Below are 19,443 nucleotides of genomic sequence, written 5' to 3' on the forward strand. Positions count from 1 at the left end.
GCGGTCGCGCTCGCCGACATCGGGCTGGAGTCCGCCCGCTACGACCCCGGCCTGTTCGGGCTGACCCAACTCGCCCGGCTGGGCGCGGCGAAGTCGGCGGAGGTGGCGGAGCTGCTGGCGTCGGCGTCCTCCGACGCGGAGCGCGCGTGGCTGTTCAAGGCGGTCGGCGCGGGCCACGGCGTCGAGGTCCTGCGAGGGTTCGCCGAAACCATCCGCGGCCGGGACGAAACGTGGCTGCGGTCGCGGCTGTCGCTGGTCGACCGGGGCGACGAGGTCGCGCAGAGCCGGATGGGCGTCGCCGTGCGCCAGTACGAGGCCACGACCTGCGGCACCACGGTCCTCATCGTCGCCCGCGCCGAACACGACCCGGTCTACGCCCTGACCCTCACCCGCGACGACTTCCAACCGGCTTTCGCCGCCGAGCGCGCGGTGGTCCACAACGAGACGAACGTCGTGTACCCGCAGGCCGTGGGCACCTCACCCAAGGGTGTCGCCGCCTACCTGACCCGCCATATCGGCGCCCGGTACGACTGGCGGCTCGTCGACGACACCGACCGCCGCGAGATCTCCCGCACGCTGCGCGAGGTGATGGCCGCGGTCGACGAGGGCCACCCGGTCCCGCTGCTGGTCGGCGGGATCGTACCGCGCCACTACGTAATGGTCGTCGGGCACGAGCGCGGTGTGCTGCTGGTCTTCGAGCCCACCGCGGGTCGCACGGTCGCGGTCCCCGAACAGGCCTTCCTCGACGGCGACCTCAAATCCGCCCTCGGCTTCGACCACGTCCAGTCCGCAATCCTCCCGCGAGTCCCCACTTCCCGACAGTGAGTTCTCACCTCCCGACAGTGAGTTCCCACTTCGGGCCGAGTTGTCCACAGGACGGGCCAGAGCGAGATGAGAACTCACTGTCGAGAAGTGGGAAGTCACTGTCGGGAGGTGGGGACTCGCGGGTCAGGTTGGGCAGCCGCTCTCGGCGGGTAGGGGAGCGGTGGGGTCGAAGTAGGTGTCGCGGTCGCGGCGGGGGACCCGGTGGATCTTGTCGCCGTCGCGGAACGCCGGGGCGAGGAAGCCCTTCTTGTACTCCACGCACGAGATGGAGTAGCCGTAGCCGCCGACCCCGCCGTACCAGAGGCCCTGGCTGCCCGCGGTCCACCGGCCGCCGGAGCGCAGCACGTAGTCGACCTCGGCGCGGACAACGACGACGCTGTCCATCGGGTCCGTCGTCTGGGGTCCCTCGAACGCGTAGGCGAACACGTAGTTGGTGTGCACCACCAACTCGCCCGGCCCACCGGCCTCGGCCCACATCCGGCCGTTGACCTTCGGTTCGACCGGCAGCAGCGGGCTGCCCTTCGACACCAGGCTCACCAGGGCCTGCGCCTGCGGTTCGTTGCCGGTGCCGAACAGCGGCGCCAGCTGCTTGCGCGCGTCCGGCGCGAGCAGGGACAGGTAGCGGGACGGGTCGTGCTGGACGAGCAGCAGGGGTTCGAGCCTGCTGGCGACCAGGGCGTCGCGCACCAGGGCGGTGGCCGACGCGACCTGCTCCTTGGTGAACTCGCCGACCTGCATCGCGGGCGGCACCACGATCCCCGCGGCGCCGTCGGTCCAGCCCGAGGCGGGGGTGTGGTCGAACGGGCGGTCGGTGTCGGCGGCGAGGCGGTCGGAGATGACCGGCGCGGACGCCGCCCCCGGCTCCTCGGTCTTGGCGAGCACCCGGTCGAACATGCCGACGCGGACCATCAGCATCAGCACGGCGACGATGGCCACGAGCACCATCGAGGTGACCAGCCAGCGCTCCAGCTTGCGGCGGCGTGTGGCCCGCACCATGGCCCGCACGTCGGCCCGAGCCGACGCCCGCACACGGTCGCGCCACTCGGCGTCTCTCAACGCCGCGTGATCGCCGAACTCACGTTGATCCACCGGCCCCCCAAGGGCGCTCCAGCACCGTTTCCGGCCTGGCTCGACTGACGACTGCTCGTGTTGAGCACATCGATGTGTCAACGGGTGGTGTTAGCAACGCGCCCACCAGCGGAACGTGCGTTGCGGTGAACGGCGGTCGAAGCCAGACCAGCGGTCATCGAGGGCAGGAGGATCCGGGGTCGATAGGCCGATCGGGGTCGAACAGTGCGTCCGGAAGGCCCCCTCCACCTGTGATGGCGTTGACGCCGCCACTCGGGTGGCCACACTCCGCGGGGTAACCCTGGGTCTCGTTGAGCCAGACGCCGCGGTCGGCCACGGGCCTGCCCTCGCCGACCACGGTCAGGTCCATGTCCAGGCGCGCGACTTGGACCTGCGGACCCTCGTCGGTGTGCAGCGGGTAGACCACCACGAACCGGGTCTTGACCAGCAGCTTTCCCGTTCCGCCCGATTCCGCCCACATGCGGCCGCGCACCTTCGGCGGGACGGGCAGCAGGGTCGTGTCGGGGCCGAGCCGGACCACGAACCGGTCGACCCGCTCGGGGTCGGCGAGGACCGCGCGCAGGCTCTCCTGGTCGCCCTCGGCGAACAGCCGCAGGTAGGGCTCGTAGTCCACGCCCATGATCACCGCGGGCTCCAGCATCGCCGCGGCCACGACCTCGCGGGCGCGGGCGTAGGCATCGGCGATCGCCTCGGTCGAGTGGGTGCCGACGGCCTCGATCGGGGGAATCACGATCCCGGCGTCGCCATCGGCCCAGTCCTGGGCGGGCGTCCCGGCGAAGGGACGCGCGGGGTCCGCGGGCACGGTCTCGCGTGGGGCGCCGTCACCGAACCAGCCCGCCAGGTTCGTCAGGATGAACATGAAGACCATGGCGCCGGCTAGCACCACCGCGCCGACCGGAACCCTTCGCATGGTGCGGACGCTAGAACGGTCAAGCGGCATGCCGGTGACCTCGGGGTGCCGCCGAGATGACCTCCGGATGTAAGGACGGCTGATCGGCTCAACGCCCGCTTCGACCGGCCGTTACCGACCTTCGTAGACTCTGGAACCGTGACTCAGACCCCAGCCATGCAGACCACCGACCTCCCGCAGGCCTGGGAGCCTGCCGCGGTAGAGGCGGAGCTGTACCAGGGCTGGGTAGACGCCGGCTACTTCACCGCCGAGGCGTCGAGTGAGAAGCCGCCGTTCACCATCGTGCTGCCGCCGCCGAACGTCACCGGCAGCCTGCACATGGGCCATGCCCTCAACCACACCGTCATGGACGCGCTGACCCGCCGCAAGCGGATGCAGGGCTTCGAGGTGCTGTGGCTGCCCGGCATGGACCACGCCGGCATCGCGACGCAGAACGTCGTCGAGCGCCAGCTCGCGGGCGAGGGCCTGTCCCGGCACGACCTGGGCCGGGAGAAGTTCGTCGAGCGCGTGTGGGAGTGGAAGGCCGAGTACGGCGGCAAGATCCTCGACCAGATGCGCCGCCTCGGCGACGGCATCGACTGGACGCGCGAGCGGTTCACCATGGACGAGGGCCTGTCCCGCGCCGTGCAGACGATCTTCAAGCAGCTGTTCGAGGACGGCCTGATCTACCGCGCCGAGCGCATCATCAACTGGTGCCCGCGCTGCCGCACCGCGCTGTCGGACATCGAGGTCGACCACTCCGACGACGAGGGCGAGCTGATCTCGATCCGCTATGGCGACGGCGATAACGCCATCGTCGTGGCGACCACCCGCGCGGAGACGATGCTCGGCGACACGGCGGTGGCCGTGCACCCCGAGGACGAGCGCTACAAGCACCTCATCGGCACCTATGTCGTGCTGCCGCTGACCGGCCGTGAGATCCCGATCGTCGGCGACGAGCACGTCGACCCGGAGTTCGGCACCGGCGCGGTCAAGGTCACCCCGGCGCACGACCCCAACGACTTCGAGATCGGTCAGCGGCACAGCCTGCCGTCCGTCACGATCATGGACGAGGCCGCGGTCATCACCACGCACGGCCCGTTCCTGGGCCTCGACCGGTTCGAGGCGCGTCCCGCCGTCGTCGCCGCGCTGCGCGCCGAGGGCCGGATCGTCGCGGAGAAGCGGCCGTACCTGCACTCGGTCGGCCACTGCTCGCGCTGCGACACCGTGGTCGAGCCGCGGCTGTCGATGCAGTGGTGGGTCAACGTGCAGCCGCTGGCCCAGGCCGCGGGCGACGCCGTGCGCGACGGCCGCACCGAGGTGCACCCGCCGGAGCTGGCGAAGCGCTACTTCGACTGGGTCGACAACATGCACGACTGGACGATCTCGCGCCAGCTGTGGTGGGGCCACCGAATCCCGGTCTGGTACGGCCCCAACGACAAGGTCGTCTGCGTCGGTCCCGACGAGGAGCCGCCCACCGGCGAGGGCTGGACGCAGGACCCCGACGTCCTCGACACGTGGTTCTCCTCGGCCCTGTGGCCCATTTCCACGCTGGGCTGGCCGACGCAGACCTCGGACCTGGCGAAGTTCTATCCGACCAGCGTCCTGTCGACCGGCTACGACATCCTCTTCTTCTGGGTCGCCCGGATGATGATGTTCGGCCTGTACGCCATGGACGGTGTGCAGCCGTTCGACCACATCTACCTGCACGGCCTGATCCGCGACACGCAGGGCAAGAAGATGTCCAAGACGCGCGGCAACGTCATCAACCCGCTGGACTGGCTCGACCGCTTCGGCGCCGACGCCACCCGGTTCACCCTGGCCCGCGGCGCGAACCCCGGCAGCGACATGGCGCTGGCCGAGGAGTGGGCGGGCGGCTCGCGAAACTTCTGCACGAAGCTGTGGAACGCCAGCCGTTTCGCCCTGATGAACGGCGCCACCACCGCGGTCGAGGTGCCGGACCGGGTCGACCTGACCGACGCGGACCGCTGGATCCTCGACCAGGCCGACGCCCTGGTGTCCGACGTGGACACCCTGTTCGACGACTTCCAGTTCGCCAAGCTCTGCGACGCGCTGTACCACTTCACGTGGGACCTGTACTGCGACTGGTATCTGGAACTGGCGAAGGTCCAGATCGCCGAGGGCGGCGCGCGTGCGGACGCGACCCGGGCGGTCCTCGGGCACGTGCTCGACAAGGTTCTGCGGCTGCTGCACCCGGTCATCCCGTTCGTCACCGAGGTTCTGTGGAAGTCGTTGACGGGCAAGGAATCCATCGTCATCACCGACTGGCCCACGACATCCGGCGCCACCCCGGACCCGGATGCCTCGCGTCGGGTCGAGGGTGTGCAGAAGCTGATCACCGAGATCCGCCGCTTCCGCGCGGACCAGGGATTGAAGCCGGGCCAGAAGGTCCCCGCTCGTCTGTCCGGTGTGGACGGAGCCGGCCTGTCGGCCCATGCGTCCGCCGTGACGGCGTTGGCCCGCCTGGACGCCCCCGGTAAGGCGTTCGAACCGAGCGCGTCCCTGGAGGTCCCGCTGGCGGGCGGCACGGTGACGGTGGAACTGGACCTGTCCGGCACGGTCGACCTGGTGGCGGAACGCAAGCGCCTCACCAAGGACCTGACGGCGGCGGAGAAGGAACTCGCCCAGTGCGAGGCCAAACTCGGCAACCCCAAGTTCACCGACAAGGCGCCCGCGGATGTCGTGGCGAAGATCCAGGGCCGCCGGGACGTCGCGGCGGCGGAGATCGAGCGCGTCACGGCCCGGATCGCCGCCCTTCCGGCAAGCTGAGATAAGGGCACCCAACTACGCGAATCACCACACGGTCACAGGCGAGATCGGTACTGTCGATCGAACCGGACGTCGATCTTGTGGGGAGCGCACCAGTGACCGAGCCAGTCTTCGGCGTCGACGCGGCAACCACCAACGCCAGCCTCGACCAGTGGGCCGCCGACATCCAAGCCAAGGCCGAACGCTATTCGGCCATGGAGCGCGAGGTCACCGCGGTCACCGCCACCGAGTCGGCCGGCGACGGCTCGATCCAGGTCACCGTCGACTCCGCGGGCGCGATCAAGGATCTCCAGTTCACCGAGGACCTCAAGCGCCTGCCGGCCACCCGGATGGCCGAGCTGGTCCTCAACACCATGCGCAAAGCCCAGGCCCGCATCTCCGACCAGGTAGCTGGCTGATCCTGGGATGCCCATCACCCACGACATGATCGTCAACGGGACGATCCCGACACCGGATGGCGGGACCGTTCCGCCCGCCATCCAGATCCTTCCCCAATAGGGTGGAGCCTGTGTCGGAATCCATCGGTCGGTTCGAAGTACGCCCAGGTCGCGGCCTCGCGGTCGCACCACGTCTGATCATCGGAAGCCGGTCGCTGATGGTGAGCCCGTGCCAGGACGGAGCGGCCCACGAGCGCCACGTGCTGGCCACTGTGGGCAGCGGCAACTGGTACCAGTCCGAGCATGACGAGCTGCGGTTCTCGCCGTCGGAGCGGGTGTTGGAGAGTGTCTGGCTGCATATCCCCGAGGTCAACGCCGATCTCGCGGAGCCGCTGGCACGGTGGCGGGCCCTGCCGTCGACGCCGGGCACTCTCCGGTCGACCAGGTCGGACCCGTTCGACCAGGTGCCGGCGACGACGCGCATGTTCGGTGCCGACGGGACACTCGTGTGCGCCTATGGGGCCATCGCGTCAGGTGCGGAGACTCGGCTTGAGGTAGCCGAAGGCTGCTCGGTGGTGGTCGGCGATGGTGACCTGGTTGGTTGGTTCATCGAGGATGCCGAGCGGTTCGTGGTGCGGTCGTGGGAGTTTCCGGAATCGGCGGTCGAGGACCGTGAGTTCCAGGCACGCTTGGCGGAGTTCTTCGACCTCGTCGCGGAACCGAACATCGAGGCTCTGGAAGACGGCGAACCGGACGTGATCGAGCGCCTCACCGTGTTGCGGGACGGGATCAATCTCGGTGGTGGGGTTCAGGCTAGGCGGGCCGCGCTGCGGGAAACGGTCGCCGAGATGGTCGACTTCTTCGGATGACCACGAGGTCATCGCCGAGATCGAGGACGCCCCCGATTGGGTTCTTCCTGATGGGTAGTCCCGATTCGAGAGGCATGGGATGGACGGCAGCGGACGTGAGGCGGTGCTGCGCTCGGCGGGTCTGGAGGTCCTCGGCACGTCGGAGTCGGCGGGCGAGTTGCGTCCCGAGCAGGCGTGGGAGCGGATCATCAGCCTGGACGCGGCGCCGTGGTCGAGATCGATGACGAGGACGACGACTACCGCGACCGCACCGACACCGAATGGCGCGGGTTGACAGCCGGCCGAGCACCTCGGCTCCAGCCCTGGTCAACCCGAGTTCGTCACTGCGGCGCTGTGAGGAGCACGGGGTGTGGCTGGTCCGGGGTTGACGGCTCAGCGCGACTCGACGTGGGTCACCGAGATTCGCCGCTTCCGTGCGGACCACACCTGAGCGGCGGAGATCGAGCGGATCACCGCGCGTATCGCTGCCCTGCCCGCGAGCTGAGTCGGCCGGATCAGGGGGTTCGGCGGCCCGACCCGTCGGGTTCGCCGTCGGGGGCGGCACCCTGCTGGAACTGGACGTGACGGTGCCCGTTGCCCGCGTCGACGTTGATCATGTCCAGTTGCAGCGCGGCGATCTGCTCGACATCGCGCTTGGCTTCCGCCTTCCGCAACTCCGTGGTCGCGCGCTCGGTGGCATCGGGTCCGGTCGCCCACGAGCCGATGAGGAACAGATTTGGCGAATGGCAATCAAAAGTCTAACCGATGTCGCCATATGTCGTGGGCGAACCGAGCGGTCAGAAGCGGATGGCGGTCTGGTAGGCGACCCACAGGAGCAGGACAGTGGCGGCGACGATCAGGATCGTCACCCCGATCGTCCTGTCGGACTGTCGCATCGCGCTCACCTCGCATCGGCTGTCTGCTGAGACTGCTCCGGTGTGCCCAGGTGTTCAAGCCCTCAGCCGGGTAGTGGTGTCGCGCCGCGTTCGGTGAGCATGGCGGTCATGACCGCGTTTTCGTGGGTTTGGGCTTTGGCGATCTTGTCGGCGAGGTTGCGGACGGTGCTCGGCCGGATTGGTGGCCATGGGGAGGCCGCCTCGTTGGTGGCGCAGCATGAGTTGCGGGAAGTAGACGTCGAGTTCGGTGCCGGTGAGGGTGCGCAGGCGAGCGATCTCGTCGCGGGTGGCCATGCCGGGCATGGCTTTCACGCCGCCGTCACCGCCGTCGCCGTGGTGGCCGGTGGCTTTCATCCAGCGCATGTAGGTGTCAGAGCCAGCCCCACCATCAGGACGGCGCGCGGCGGTCGGTCCGATGTGGACGGCGCGGACGCGGTCTCGGGGCTGGGCATGGTGTCCTCGCGGGTCGAACGATGCTGCGGTGCGTTCACCTTAAGGCGGTGTCGTCGGCGGGCCAGCGTCGGTGCGAGTCGTCGATGACGTAGTGGTGGGCGTGGCGCCACCCCCGGTGGGTGGGGTGGGCGTCGGTGAGGTGCGGGTGGTCGTGGTCGAGGTCGTGGTGGATGTGCTCGAGGTCGGCGCTGTCGTGCCGCGACCACGTTCGCGTGCCGTAGGCCCAACCGCCCGCGGCGATCACCCCGAGGACGAACATGGCCGGGGCGGCGCCGATGGTGTCGCCGAGGAGCCCGGCGAGCAGGTAGGTGAGTAGCCACCCCGCGTGGGAGAGCGCGAACTGCGCGGCGAAGAGGACCGGGTAGTCGGCCGGGTTCGCCGAGCGGCGGATGAGCCTCCCGACCGGGGTCAGCACCAGCGAGTACGCGCCGCCGAGCAGTGCCCACCCAAGCAGCAGCACCGCCCACCGGGCCGTGGACGCGGAGGCGTAGACCACGCCGAGGACGATGAGCAGTCCGCTGAGCGACGCGGCGGCGGCGATCATCACCGAGCGGTCGCCGGTGCGGTCCAGGACGCGAGGGAGCAGCAGTGCGGCGAGTATCGACCCGCCGCCGAACGCCCCGAGAGCGACCGCGACGGCGGTGTCGCCGAAGCCGAGGTCGCCGCGGACGAGGACCACGGTGTTGACCAGGACCATCGACCCGGCCGCCGCGGCGGCGAGGTTCAACCCGAGTTGGGCGCGCAACCTCGGGGTGGCCAGGTAGATCCACGTGCCGCGGATGGTGCGCGCATAGGCGCCGCCACTGTGCGCCGCACGCGCCTCAGTGGGCAGCGCGATGGTGAGCACCAGGGCAGCCGAGGCGGCGAAACCGACAGCGGTTCCGACGAACAGCCAGGAGAACCCCACGACCGTGAGCAACGCGGCCGCCAGGATCGGGCTGAGCAAACCTTCGAGGTCGTATGCCAGACGCGACAGGGACAACCCGCGGGTGTAGTCGCGCTCCTCGGGCAGCACGGTGGGGATCACCGCCTGGAAGGTCGGCGTGAACGCCGCCGACGCGACCTGCAGGACGATCACCAAGGCGAACACCTGCCACACCGCGCCGACGAACGGCAGCGCCAGCGCCACCCCGGCGCGGACCGCGTCCATCGAGACCAGGAAAGCCTGGCGCGGCAACCGATCGGCGAACGCGGTCACGATCGGGGCGATCAGCACGTTCGCCGCCATCTTGATGGCCAGCAGTGTTCCGAGCACCGCCCCGGCGCTCATTCCGGCGAGGTCATAGGCCAGCAACCCCAATGCGACCGTCGCCAATCCGGTGCCGAGCAACGCGATCACCTGCGCCGCGAAAAGATGCCGGAACACTCGGTTGGAAAAGACGGACGCCACCATTCGCAAGTCCCCTCATCCCGCTTGCGCCCGACTGTATTCGGGAAACCGGTTTGCGACGACGGTGCAAATACACAACGCCTGCAGCAGCAACACAGTTGTTCCGCGGCCGATCACCGCCCACGCGGTCGGCGGTGGCGCACTGCCCGACCTGGGGCTGAGCGGTCCCCGGTTGACCTCAGCGGCCCAGCGGGATCTCGAAGTGCACCGTCTGGAACCCGATCGGATCGCCGTCCCGGTTGTCGTACACCTCCGTGGCGACCGACCGCCAGAACCCCTCCGCCCCCGGCACCCGCGTGTCCGTGTGCAGGTACAGCACCGAATACCCCGGCTCGTTCGCCACAAACTCGGTGGCCGCCCTGACCAGCTCCCCAGCCCACACCGCCGGTGTTCCGGCCGCACGTACACCCGGAACAGCTGCGCGGTCTTCCCACCCGCGTACCGCGCGGCCAGCCACGCCGGGTGCGGTGGGCTCGCGGGCGCGACCGCGCGAACCCCTGTCGTGGCGACGATCTCGTCGCCCTTCGCCGCCACGAAAAGGGCGTGCCGCGGTGGTTCCAGGTAGGCGCCGCGCAGGTCGACGGCGTCGGCGTGCCATTCGGGCCGGTAGCCGTAGCCGAATTCGCGGTAGAAGGTGTCGAACATGACGCCGCGGGCGCCGTCGAGGTCGGCTTCGCGGGCCTGGCGGATGTCGTACGGGCTCATGGGTGCGCTTCCTTGATGGTGTGGCCGAGCAGGCCGATGGTCACGGGGTGCCGCGGGTCCCTCAGGACGTCGTGGGCGTCGCCGTGTTCGACGACTTTCCCCTTGTCCAGCACGACGATCCGGTCGGCCAGTCGGGACACGACGCCGAGGTCGTGGCTGATCAGGACGACCGTGCACGGTAAGCCCGCGAGCAGGTCGAGCAGGCCGGCCTGGGTGATGGTGTCGAGCCCGGACGTGATCTCGTCGCACACCAGAACCTCCGGCCGGGCGAGCAGCGCCCGGACGAGCGCGGCCCGCTGCAGTTCGCCCCCGGACAGGCCCGCCGGGCGCCGACGGGCCGTCTCCGGGCTGATCCCGACTCTTGCCAACTCCTCCAGCGCGAGAGCGGACGCCTCGGCCTTCGAGGCGCCACGCAGGCGCACGGCGGTCCGGGAGATCTGGTCCAGCACCGTCCGGTGCTCGTCGAATGACGCGCGGGCGTCCTGGAAGACGTACTGCACGCCCGTCAGCTGGGGCGGGGCCCCGTCCACCAGGATCGTTCCGTCCCAAGTGGAGTGCAGCCCCACCACGCAGCGGGCGAGGGTGGTCTTGCCGCTGCCGGAACGCCCGACCACGCCGAGACACTCGCCTGCCCCGGCGGCCACGGTCACCTTGTGCAGCACCTCCGCCGACCGGTGCCGGGCGCTCAACTCCCGCACGTCCAGCCGCGGTTCCCGCTCCACGGCGGCGGGCGGCACCTGGATCTGGGGCTGGGCCTCGATCAGCGCCCGCGTGTAGTCGTCACGCGGCGAGGTCAGCACCTCGTCGGCCGGACCAGCCGCGACCACCCGACCCGCCCGCAGCACCACGATCTCGTCGGCCAGCGCCCGCACCACGTCGAGGTCGTGGGTCAGGATCACCACCGCCACACCCTGGCGCGCGACCTCCGCCAACTCGGCGGTGATCTCCGCGCGGGTGATGGCGTCCTGCCCGGTCGTCGGCTCGTCGGCGATGATCACGGCGGGCTCCCGCACCAGGATCTGGGCGAGCACGACCCGCTGCTGCTGCCCGCCGGAAAGCTGGTGCGGATACCGGTCAAGCAACTCCTCGGGCACCCGCGCCCGCCGCAGCGCGGTGGCGATCGCCGCTTCGTCGCCGATCTCGCGGAACACCGCGCTGATGCGGCGAACCGGATTGAGCGCGGCCGACGGGTGCTGCGGCACGAACCCGGCGGTCCCGCGCACGGTCACGCTTCCACTGACCCGCACCCCCGCCGCGTGCTCGCCCAGCAGCGCCAGCCCGGTCGTCGTCTTCCCGCTGCCCGACTCGCCGACCAGCGCCAACACCCGCCCGGCCGTCAGCGCGAAACTCACCCCATCGACCAGGGTCCGGGTGTCCGTCTCGGCGCGCAGACCCTCCACATGCACGACTGTCACGTCCGCGCCTCCTTCCGCAAAGCCTTGTCGAACACCAGGTTCAGCCCGATCGACAGCGCCACGATCAGCAGCGCGGGCGCCACCACGGCCAGGGGCTGCAGGAACAGCCCGCCGCGGTTGCGGTCGACCATCACCGCCCAGTCCGCCGCGTCCGGCGCCACCCCGATCCCGAGGAAGCTCGCCGACGCCACCAAATACAGCGCGCCGGTCAGCCGGACACCCACGTCCGCCGCGAGCGTCCGCACCATGGACCGTCCGATGTAGACGATCGACTTCCGCCACCACGACTCGCCCTGCAGCCGCATGGCTTCCAGTGCGGGCCGCCCGGCGATCTCCAAGGCCGCTGCCCGCGAGATCCGTGCGACATCAGGGAAATTGATCAGCGTCACGATCCCGACGATCACCGCGATGCCCTGCCCGGCGATCGTGGCCAGCAGGATCAGGACCAGCAGCGACGGAATCGCCAGGAGCAGATCCAGCGGTCGCATCAGCACCTCGTCGACGACCCGCACCCGCGACGTCGCCGCCAGCACACCCCACGGCACGCCGACGACGTACGCCCCCGCCGTGGCCAGCAGCGCCACCAGGACCACCGACTGCCCACCGGCCAGCACCTGGTGCCACACGTCCCGCCCGACAAAGTCGGTGCCAAGGAAGTGGTCCGGCATGAACGGTGCGCCCCGGGTCTGGGCCTCGGGCACGAACAGCGGCCCGATCAGCGCCAGCAGCAGCGGGACCGCGATCAGCAGCCCACCCACCCCGAACCGCCTCATCGGACCCCCACCGCCCGCGGCGACAGCCGGAACGCGACGAGGTCGGCGATCAGGTTCACCGCGACGGTCGTCACGGCGAACACCACCGCGAGCCCTTGCACGACAGGCAGATCGCGGCTCGCGACCGCGTCGACGAGCGTCGTGCCCAGACCCGGGATGACGAACACCGCCTCCACCACGATCACCCCGCCGAGCAGCCAGTCCGTCGTGCGTGCGACCTGCTGGACGGCGGGCGCGAGCGCGTTCGGCAGGGCGTGCGCGAAGCGGACCCGGCCGACGCTGAGCCCGAGCCTGCGCGCGTGCCGGACGTAGTCCGACGACAGCGCCTCGATCATGCCCGCGCGGACCAGCCTGCTGATCGAGCAGATCGGCCGGGCCAGCAGCACGACCAGCGGCAGCACCAGCACCTCAGGGTGGCCCAGCAGATCTCCGCCGACCCCCACCGCGGTCGGCGGCAGCCAGGCGAGGTGCACCCCGAACAGCGCGATCAACACGACCGCCAGCGCGAACTCCGGAATCGAGTGCAGCCCCACGCTGATCGACGTCAGCACCCGATCCAGCCTGCTGCCCTCACGCAGCGCGGCCAGCACCCCGACCATGACCGACAGCGGGACCAGGAGCACCAGAGTCAGCACCGCGAGCACCGCCGTCGGCGCGAGGCCGTTGGCGAGGAAGGCCGAGACCGGCCTGCCCGAGACGATCGAGACGCCGAAGTCCAGGTGCGCCAAGCCCCACAGCCAGGCGCCGAACCGTTCCAGCGGCGGCCGGTCGAGACCCATCGCCGTGCGGATCTGCTCGATCCGCTCCGGATCGGGGTCGTCTCCGGCGAGCGCCACCGCGGCGTCCCCTGGCAAGGCCTGCACCAGGAGGAACACCACGGTGGCGACGGCGATGACCTGGATGACCCCGAAGGCCAGCCGGTTCACCGCGTAGCGGCCAAGACTCACCCGAGCCACACCTTGTCGAACCGCGCCCAGTCCAGCGTGTTCGCCGGTGCCGTCGCCACACCGCTGACGTTGCGGGCGGTGCCGACGATCCAGTCCGCGAAGCCCCACATCAGGTAGCCGCCCTCGGCGTGCAGCGAGCGCTGCATCTCCGCGTACACCGCGCCGCGCGCCTTCTCGTCCGCCGTGGACACCGCCTTCTGATACAGCGCGTCGAACTCGGGCCGGGTCCACTTGGTGACGTTGGTGCCCGAGGTGCTCAGCAGCCGCTGCGCGATGTGCGTCTCGATCGGCATCGCGCCGGAGCGGAAGCTCGACATGGAGCCGTTCTTGAGCGTGTCGGCCCAGTAGGTGTCCTTGTTGCCCGTGACAACCTCGATCGTCAGCCCCGATCCCTTGACCTGATCGGCGAAGATCGTGGCCGCCTCCACCATCCCGGCCGCGGCGGTGGACGTGTCGAGCTTGATGGTCATGCCCTCGGCGCCCGCCTTGCGGATCAGGTGCTTGGCCTTGTCCAGGTCGCGGGTGCGCTGCGGGAGGTCACCGGCGTAGTACTGCGAACCCTTGCCGAACAGGTCGTTGCCGATCTGCCCGCTGCCCGCCAGGGTCGACTCGACCAGCTGCGCCCGGTCGGCCAGCAGGTACATCGCCTCACGCAGGTCGCGGTTGTTGAACGGCGCCCGGTCGAGCTTCATCGCAAACGCTTGCACCGCGCTGTTGGGGGAGCGGACGATCGTCATCCGGTCACTTGAGCCGTGCGCCCGCGCGGTGGTCGGGGTGAGGTCGTGGGCGTACTCGACCTGGCCGCCGAGCAGCGCGTTCGTCCGCGCCGACTCCTCGTTGGCGATCACGAAGTGCAGCTCGTCGAGGTGCGGAGCGCCCTCCCAGTACTGGGGGTTCTTCTTCAGCAGCACGGACTTGCCCGGCTCGAACGAGACGAAGCTGAACGGGCCCGAGCCGACCAGTTTGGTGAAGTCCTCGGTGCCCTCGGGGATGATGTAGGCGCCGAACGCGGCCAGCGCGTTGGGGAATTCGATGAACGGGCGTTTCAGCGCGAACTCGACGGTCCGGTCGTCGATCGTCTTGCTGTTCGGCAGGTCGATCAGCGACAGGCTCGACTTGGCGCGGAACGCGCGCTTCGGGTCGAGGATGCGGGCGTAGCTGGCGAGCACGTCCTGGGCGCGCACCGGCTTGCCGTCGTGGAACACGGCCTGGCGCAGGGTGATCCGCCAGCGGGTCAGGTCGGCGTTGGGCTCCCACTTCTCGGCCAGGCGCGGCTGCGCGGAGACGTCGGCGCCGAGGTCGGCGAGCTTGTCGAACATCGCCTTCGACCGGGCGGCCTCGACGAACAGGTTCGCCAGGTGCGGGTCGAGGACTTCTTTGGCGCCGCCGCCCGCGAACGCGGCACGCAGCCGTCCACCCGCTTTCGGGGCGCCCGTGGTCGCCGACGGTGTCGAGCAGCCCACGAGGGTGGCCACGGAGAGCCCGGCGGTGATTCCGAGGAAGCCGCGGCGGCTGAGTTCGGGGAAGTGGGTCATGGGGAGATCCCTTTCAGTGGTGCGGGCGCAGGCGCGCCACGACGTGCAGGCGGTCACCGGACAGCGAGCCTCCGAGCTCGGCGTCCGGTGTCCACGGTGTGTCCGTGCGTGGTCCCGGTTCGTCGAACAGGGCGAGCACGTCGAATCCGGCGAGGTCGAGCAGCAGGCGGATCTCCTGCGGGAACAGCAGTCGCCACGCGGAGCGTTGGACCAGCGGCTCGGCGCGGCCGGTCCACGTCCACTCGCGTCGTCTGAGCAGGAGTTGGTCGGCGTGATCGATCCACAGGGTGGTGTGGGAGGTGTAGTCGACGCCTTGCCACGTCACCGTTCGGGTGCGGGTGCCGTGGAGTAGCTCGGTGTTGCCGAGGAAGAAGGCGCCGTTGCGCATCTCGGCGATCAGCAGACCGCCCGGGGTGAGGTGCTCGCGGCAGCGGGTGAGGAACGCGCTGAGGTCGGGGTTGGTGTGGCAGTAGAGGAAAGCGCTGTCGAGGCAGGTGATGACGTCGACCGTGCGGCCCAGGGCGAAGGAGCGCATGTCGCCGACGACGAAGTCCACCTGATCGTGGTGGCGGCGGGCGTGCTCCACCATGGCCTCGGAGCTGTCGAGGCCCGTTGCCTGGTAGCCGTTGCGGGTCAGGTAGCCGGCGTCGCGGCCGGTGCCGCAGCCGATGTCGAGGAGCTTGGGCCCGCCGTCGAAGCGGGTGACGAGGTCGTGGACGAACCGGGCGGCGACGTGGTCCGGGTCCGGGAATTGCTGTTCGTAGAGCTCGGGGTTGTCGGTCAGCAGGTTCATCCCACGGCCTCCTTCGTCAGCGCGCCGCGCCGGTGCAGCACCAGCACGGCGCAGGCGCAGACCAGTCCGATCGCCATACACACCAGCGAGGCGAGGGTGTTGCTCACCTCGCTGGCCCAGCCGATGGCCGCGTTGGCCCCCGCGGCGACGACACCCGAGGCGAGGTAGAACATGCCGAAGTAAGTGCCCGCCAGGTTTTCCCGGCCGAACGTGGGGATGAGCTCGTAGACGAACGGGTGCGTGATCATCACCCCGAAGGACAGCCCGAGGGTCGCGATCAACACCCCGGCGACACCGAGGTCGAGCGCTGTGGCGATGAACCCGCCGCCCATCACCGCCAACCCGAGCGCGATCGCCCGCCCACGCGCCATCCTGGCGCCGAGCAGCCGGGTGATGCGGACCTGGAACAGCAGACTGGCCACAGTGGACACCAGGAACACGGCGGCCACACTGGCGGCGCTGCCGGTCGCGCGTTTCGCCTCCATCGGGAGCACCAGGTACAGCTGGTTCTGCAGGGCGAACATGCCGGTCAGCGCCAGGGTGAACGCGATGAACCGGCGGTTCGCCAGGCATTCGCGCCAGTCGCCGATGACCGTGCCGTCGTGTGGTTGCACTGCCCTGGCGGGCAGGACCATGGCCTGCGCGATTGTCAGGAGGGCGAAGATCCCGGCCGCCACCAGGGCGGACACCCGGAAGTCACCCCACAGGAGCAGCACGCTGCCGAGCACCGGCCCGAGCAGTGCGCCCGCCTGCGCGAACACGTTGAACAGCGCGAACGCGCCGGCCTTGTCTTCGGCCTCGATCGCGATGTAGGCGCGGACCGCGGGGTTGAACAGCGCGCCGGCGAGTCCACTGAGGACGGAAGCGGCCAGCAGGATGGCCAGGGACTCGCCCGCGGCAAACATCCCGAACCCGAGCGTCCGCAGGGCACACCCGGCGATGATCACCCGCCGCGGCCCGAGCCGATCGGACGCCGAACCGCCGACGAGGAACATGCCTTGCTGGCTCAGCGTGCGCACCCCGAGCACGATCCCGACCATCGCGACGGACATGCCGAGGTCGTCGGTCAGGTGGGTGGCGAGGTAGGGGATGAGCAGGTAGAAGCCGGTGTTGACGCCGAACTGGTTGACCAGCAACAGCCGCACGGAAAGGGGAAAGCGCCTCACCGTGCGACCACCCCGAGGCCGGGCGCGTCGGTCAGCCGCAGCGTGCCGTCTTCGCCGCCGATGCCCTGCCAGGGGTCGTGGGCGAGCAGGAGGTGGCCGTCGAGGTCGATCCAGCGGGCCTGGCCGCTGAGGTGCACGGCCGGGGCGATCCCCAGTGAACTCGCCACCAGACAGCCGAGCATCACGTCCATCCCACCCTCGCGGGCTGCCGCGATGAGCTCGCGGGCCGCGCTGAGGCCGCCGCACTTGGCGAGCTTGATGTTGACCCCAGCCACCGCGCCCGCGAGCGCCCGCACGTCGGCCACCGTGGCGGCGTCCTCATCGGCGATCACCGGGACCGCGACGCGCTCACTCACCCACGCCAGCGACTCGAGCTGCCCTGGCGCGATCGGCTGCTCCACCGCGTTGACGCCGTAGTCGGACATCCGGTCCATGACCCGCACGGTGTGTTCGGCGCTCCACCCGCCGTTCGGGTCGAGAAGCAACCGCGCGTCCGGCGCCATCGCCCGGATCGCGGCCAACACCGCTTCGTCGTGCTCCGATCCCAGCTTCACCTTGAGCACCCGGAACCCTCGCGCCACCAGCGCCGCGGCCTGCCGTGCGGCCTGCTCGGGCGACGAGATCCCGATCGTGTAGGCGGTGGGCGTGTCACTCCACTGTGGACTGCCGACCAGTTCCCGCACCGGCACGCCCAGGCGCTGCCCGATCAGGTCGTGCAGGGCCGCGTCGACCGCCGCCGTGACCCCAGGAGCGTCGATCTCAGGCAAAGCAGCCAGGAGCGCCGCAGGGTCGTCGAAGTCGGCCGCGACGGCCTGGAACTCCTTGAGCAGCACGATGATCCGCGGAACGTCGAGCCCGTAGTAAACGCTGGTCACGACCTCGCCGTGGCCAACGTGTCCGTCGCACGACACGACCACCCGCACCGCGTCCCGCCGAGCCATGGTCGAGCGCGAGATGCGCAGGGGAGTGGTCAGCTCCAGGCGGTAGACCGTCCAGTCCAGCCTCACGCGGGCACCGCCAGCTCGGCGCGGGCACTGGGCACCGTCACCGACCGGCACCGCGCCCAACCGGTGACCTCCACCGACTCCGCGTGCCCGATCTCCACCGGCCGGTCCGCCGCGCGGCCGAACAGGCCACGGTCACGGCAGAAGCCGTCATCGAAGATCGTGCCCAGATACCGGTGCGGCCCGTCCGGGAACACCGTGGCGACCACCGCGCCCGCCTCGACCCTGGCCACCCACGCCGACACCAGCGCCACCGCGCCGGTGCTCCAGCCGCCGGTCACGAAGCAGTCCCGCGCGAGCCGTCGGCACGCGTCGACAACCTCGGTCGGCCCGACCCAGTGCACCTCGTCGAACTGGTCGTAAGCCACGTTGCGCGGGTAGATGCTGCTGCCCAGGCCGCGCATGACCCTGGCCCGAGCGGGCTGGCCGAAGATCGTCGAGCCGATCGTGTCCACACCGACCAGCCGCACGTGCGGCCAGTGCGCGCGCAGGGTCTCGATGATCCCGGCGCTGTGTCCACCGGTGCCGACACTGCACACCAGCACGTCGAGCCGGTCGAGTTGCTCGACCAGTTCCCGCGCGAGCGCCGCGTACCCGGCGGGGTTGTCCGCGTTGTTGTACTGGTCCGGCCAGAACGCGTCCGGCAGGTCCCGGCACACCGCGCGCAGCCGGTCGAGCCGGGCCTGCTGCCAACCCCCGGTCTGATGTGGACGGTCAACGATCTCCAGCCGGGCGCCGTGGGCGTGCAGAAGCGCGCGCATCGACGGTTCCAACTCCGCGTCGACGACCAACACCACCGGGTGCCCGAGCGCCTGGCCCGCGAAAGCCAACCCGACCCCGAGCGTCCCGCTGGTCGACTCGACCACCGCCGCCCCCGGCCGCAGCTCACCGCGGGCCCGCGCGGCCAGCAGCATCGCCACCGCCGACCGGGCCTTCATCCCGCCCGCGCTCAGGCATTCCAGCTTCGCCCAGAAACCGCCGTGCCCATGCGGCAGCGGTGTGTCGATGTACGCGACCGGTGTCTTGCCCAAGAGGTCGAGCAGGTGCGCGTTCGCGCGGATCACTTCGGCTCCCCGCGGTAGAGGTGGATCGTGGTCGGCCCGCCGTCGAGCCAGAAGAACGGGAACGGCTCGGCCGACACCGCCGACACCCCGCCGCCGATGAACCACGGCAGCACCGCGCTGCCGGTCTGCGCGAACAACACGACTTGACGGCCCGCGCCCAACAGCCCTTCGAGGCTCCCGTTGCCCACGGTCATCCCCGACGCGAGCACGATGTCGCAGCCACCCAACGCGTCCGCCACGTCGGTCACGACCGGTTCGTCCCACTCCGTCCGGCCGCCCTTGAGGTCGCACGGGACATAGGGCAGCCCGCGTTCACGCAGGTGGTGCAGCAGGGAGTTCACGACGCCGACGACCAGCACCCGTGAGTTCGGCGCCGGGTCGATCAGGTCGACGACGGCCGCCGCGCGCGCCATGGACTTGTCCAGCGAACTCCCAGCGGGGATGGTCACCTGCTCGGCGCCGGAAGTCTCGTGCGGGTGCGCGG

The 19,443-nt window shown here is 70.2% G+C and carries 20 protein-coding genes and 1 pseudogene; 5 read left to right on the forward strand and 16 right to left on the reverse strand.

Going from position 1 to position 19,443, the window contains the following annotated elements; genetic code table 11:
- The coding region (locus ACRDSQ_RS20335; RefSeq protein ID WP_431423239.1) for a hypothetical protein at nucleotides 1–825 on the forward strand (825 nt) is incomplete at its 5' end.
- A gap of 123 nt (nucleotides 826–948) precedes the next feature.
- On the opposite strand, the gene ACRDSQ_RS20340 is transcribed toward ACRDSQ_RS20335, so the two are convergent.
- Nucleotides 949–1,914, reverse strand: a complete 966-nt coding sequence (locus ACRDSQ_RS20340; RefSeq protein WP_431423241.1) for a hypothetical protein — start codon at nucleotides 1,912–1,914, stop codon at nucleotides 949–951.
- 154 nt (nucleotides 1,915–2,068) lie between these two features.
- Entirely contained in the window at nucleotides 2,069–2,824 is a 756-nt protein-coding gene (locus tag ACRDSQ_RS20345) for a hypothetical protein (RefSeq protein WP_431423243.1), read from the reverse strand.
- Nucleotides 2,825–2,980: 156 nt separating this feature from the next.
- Between ACRDSQ_RS20345 and ACRDSQ_RS20350 the strand changes: the two genes are divergently transcribed.
- The 4 genes from ACRDSQ_RS20350 (at nucleotide 2,981) to ACRDSQ_RS20365 (ending at nucleotide 7,113) form a co-directional block, all read left to right on the forward strand.
- Nucleotides 2,981–5,593, forward strand: coding sequence for a valine--tRNA ligase (locus tag ACRDSQ_RS20350; protein ID WP_431423264.1), 2,613 nt, complete (start codon nucleotides 2,981–2,983; stop codon nucleotides 5,591–5,593).
- 95 nt (nucleotides 5,594–5,688) lie between these two features.
- A complete protein-coding gene (locus tag ACRDSQ_RS20355) occupies nucleotides 5,689–5,991 on the forward strand; it encodes a YbaB/EbfC family nucleoid-associated protein (RefSeq protein ID WP_431423245.1) in 303 nt (100 codons plus the stop codon).
- A gap of 110 nt (nucleotides 5,992–6,101) precedes the next feature.
- The gene (locus tag ACRDSQ_RS20360; protein ID WP_431423246.1) at nucleotides 6,102–6,839 is read left to right on the forward strand and encodes a hypothetical protein; all 738 of its coding nucleotides are present in this window, start codon (nucleotides 6,102–6,104) and stop codon (nucleotides 6,837–6,839) included.
- Nucleotides 6,840–6,918: 79 nt separating this feature from the next.
- Nucleotides 6,919–7,113 (forward strand): hypothetical protein, encoded by a 195-nt coding sequence (locus ACRDSQ_RS20365; protein WP_431423249.1) that lies wholly within the window; start codon nucleotides 6,919–6,921, stop codon nucleotides 7,111–7,113.
- Between the two features lie 220 nt (nucleotides 7,114–7,333).
- Here ACRDSQ_RS20365 and ACRDSQ_RS20370 read toward each other — a convergent pair whose 3' ends face one another.
- The 14 genes and pseudogenes from ACRDSQ_RS20370 to ACRDSQ_RS20435 all read right to left on the reverse strand — a co-directional run.
- Nucleotides 7,334–7,492 (reverse strand): hypothetical protein, encoded by a 159-nt coding sequence (locus tag ACRDSQ_RS20370; RefSeq protein WP_431423250.1) that lies wholly within the window; start codon nucleotides 7,490–7,492, stop codon nucleotides 7,334–7,336.
- A 276-nt stretch (nucleotides 7,493–7,768) separates the two neighbouring features.
- Nucleotides 7,769–8,068 carry a DUF305 domain-containing protein gene (locus ACRDSQ_RS20375; RefSeq protein ID WP_431423251.1) on the reverse strand — a complete coding sequence of 100 codons (300 nt, stop codon included), beginning with the start codon at nucleotides 8,066–8,068 and terminating at the stop codon, nucleotides 7,769–7,771.
- 133 nt (nucleotides 8,069–8,201) lie between these two features.
- Nucleotides 8,202–9,533, reverse strand: a complete 1,332-nt coding sequence (locus ACRDSQ_RS20380; RefSeq protein WP_431423252.1) for an MFS transporter — start codon at nucleotides 9,531–9,533, stop codon at nucleotides 8,202–8,204.
- A 202-nt stretch (nucleotides 9,534–9,735) separates the two neighbouring features.
- The gene (locus ACRDSQ_RS20385) at nucleotides 9,736–9,939 is read right to left on the reverse strand and encodes a hypothetical protein (RefSeq protein WP_431423266.1); all 204 of its coding nucleotides are present in this window, start codon (nucleotides 9,937–9,939) and stop codon (nucleotides 9,736–9,738) included.
- A gap of 44 nt (nucleotides 9,940–9,983) precedes the next feature.
- Nucleotides 9,984–10,262 (reverse strand): annotated as a pseudogene (locus ACRDSQ_RS20390) (GNAT family N-acetyltransferase); the annotation flags it as partial.
- Nucleotides 10,259–11,677, reverse strand: coding sequence for an ABC transporter ATP-binding protein (locus ACRDSQ_RS20395; protein WP_431423253.1), 1,419 nt, complete (start codon nucleotides 11,675–11,677; stop codon nucleotides 10,259–10,261). The gene ACRDSQ_RS20395 and the pseudogene ACRDSQ_RS20390, both read right to left, overlap by 4 nt.
- Nucleotides 11,674–12,450, reverse strand: a complete 777-nt coding sequence (locus tag ACRDSQ_RS20400) for an ABC transporter permease (RefSeq protein ID WP_431423255.1) — start codon at nucleotides 12,448–12,450, stop codon at nucleotides 11,674–11,676. Before ACRDSQ_RS20400 ends, ACRDSQ_RS20395 begins: the two co-directional genes overlap by 4 nt.
- A complete protein-coding gene (locus ACRDSQ_RS20405; RefSeq protein ID WP_431423256.1) occupies nucleotides 12,447–13,397 on the reverse strand; it encodes an ABC transporter permease in 951 nt (316 codons plus the stop codon). Before ACRDSQ_RS20405 ends, ACRDSQ_RS20400 begins: the two co-directional genes overlap by 4 nt.
- Nucleotides 13,394–14,932 carry an ABC transporter substrate-binding protein gene (locus ACRDSQ_RS20410; protein ID WP_431423257.1) on the reverse strand — a complete coding sequence of 513 codons (1,539 nt, stop codon included), beginning with the start codon at nucleotides 14,930–14,932 and terminating at the stop codon, nucleotides 13,394–13,396. The genes ACRDSQ_RS20405 and ACRDSQ_RS20410 overlap by 4 nt, the downstream gene beginning before the upstream one ends.
- Nucleotides 14,933–14,945: 13 nt before the next feature.
- Complete coding sequence (locus ACRDSQ_RS20415; protein ID WP_431423259.1) at nucleotides 14,946–15,725, reverse strand: class I SAM-dependent methyltransferase; 780 nt, start codon at nucleotides 15,723–15,725, stop codon at nucleotides 14,946–14,948.
- Nucleotides 15,722–16,891 (reverse strand): MFS transporter, encoded by a 1,170-nt coding sequence (locus ACRDSQ_RS20420; protein WP_431423260.1) that lies wholly within the window; start codon nucleotides 16,889–16,891, stop codon nucleotides 15,722–15,724. Before ACRDSQ_RS20420 ends, ACRDSQ_RS20415 begins: the two co-directional genes overlap by 4 nt.
- Nucleotides 16,888–17,898 carry a dipeptide epimerase gene (locus tag ACRDSQ_RS20425; protein ID WP_431423261.1) on the reverse strand — a complete coding sequence of 337 codons (1,011 nt, stop codon included), beginning with the start codon at nucleotides 17,896–17,898 and terminating at the stop codon, nucleotides 16,888–16,890. The genes ACRDSQ_RS20420 and ACRDSQ_RS20425 overlap by 4 nt, the downstream gene beginning before the upstream one ends.
- A complete protein-coding gene (locus ACRDSQ_RS20430) occupies nucleotides 17,895–18,959 on the reverse strand; it encodes a PLP-dependent cysteine synthase family protein (RefSeq protein ID WP_431423262.1) in 1,065 nt (354 codons plus the stop codon). The genes ACRDSQ_RS20425 and ACRDSQ_RS20430 overlap by 4 nt, the downstream gene beginning before the upstream one ends.
- On the reverse strand, nucleotides 18,956–19,443 hold a 488-nt coding region (locus tag ACRDSQ_RS20435), incomplete at its 5' end, for a Rossmann-like domain-containing protein (RefSeq protein ID WP_431423263.1). The genes ACRDSQ_RS20435 and ACRDSQ_RS20430, both read right to left, overlap by 4 nt.

Origin of the sequence: Actinokineospora sp. (assembly GCF_050699995.1) — a bacterium.
Lineage (GTDB): Bacteria > Actinomycetota > Actinomycetes > Mycobacteriales > Pseudonocardiaceae > Actinokineospora.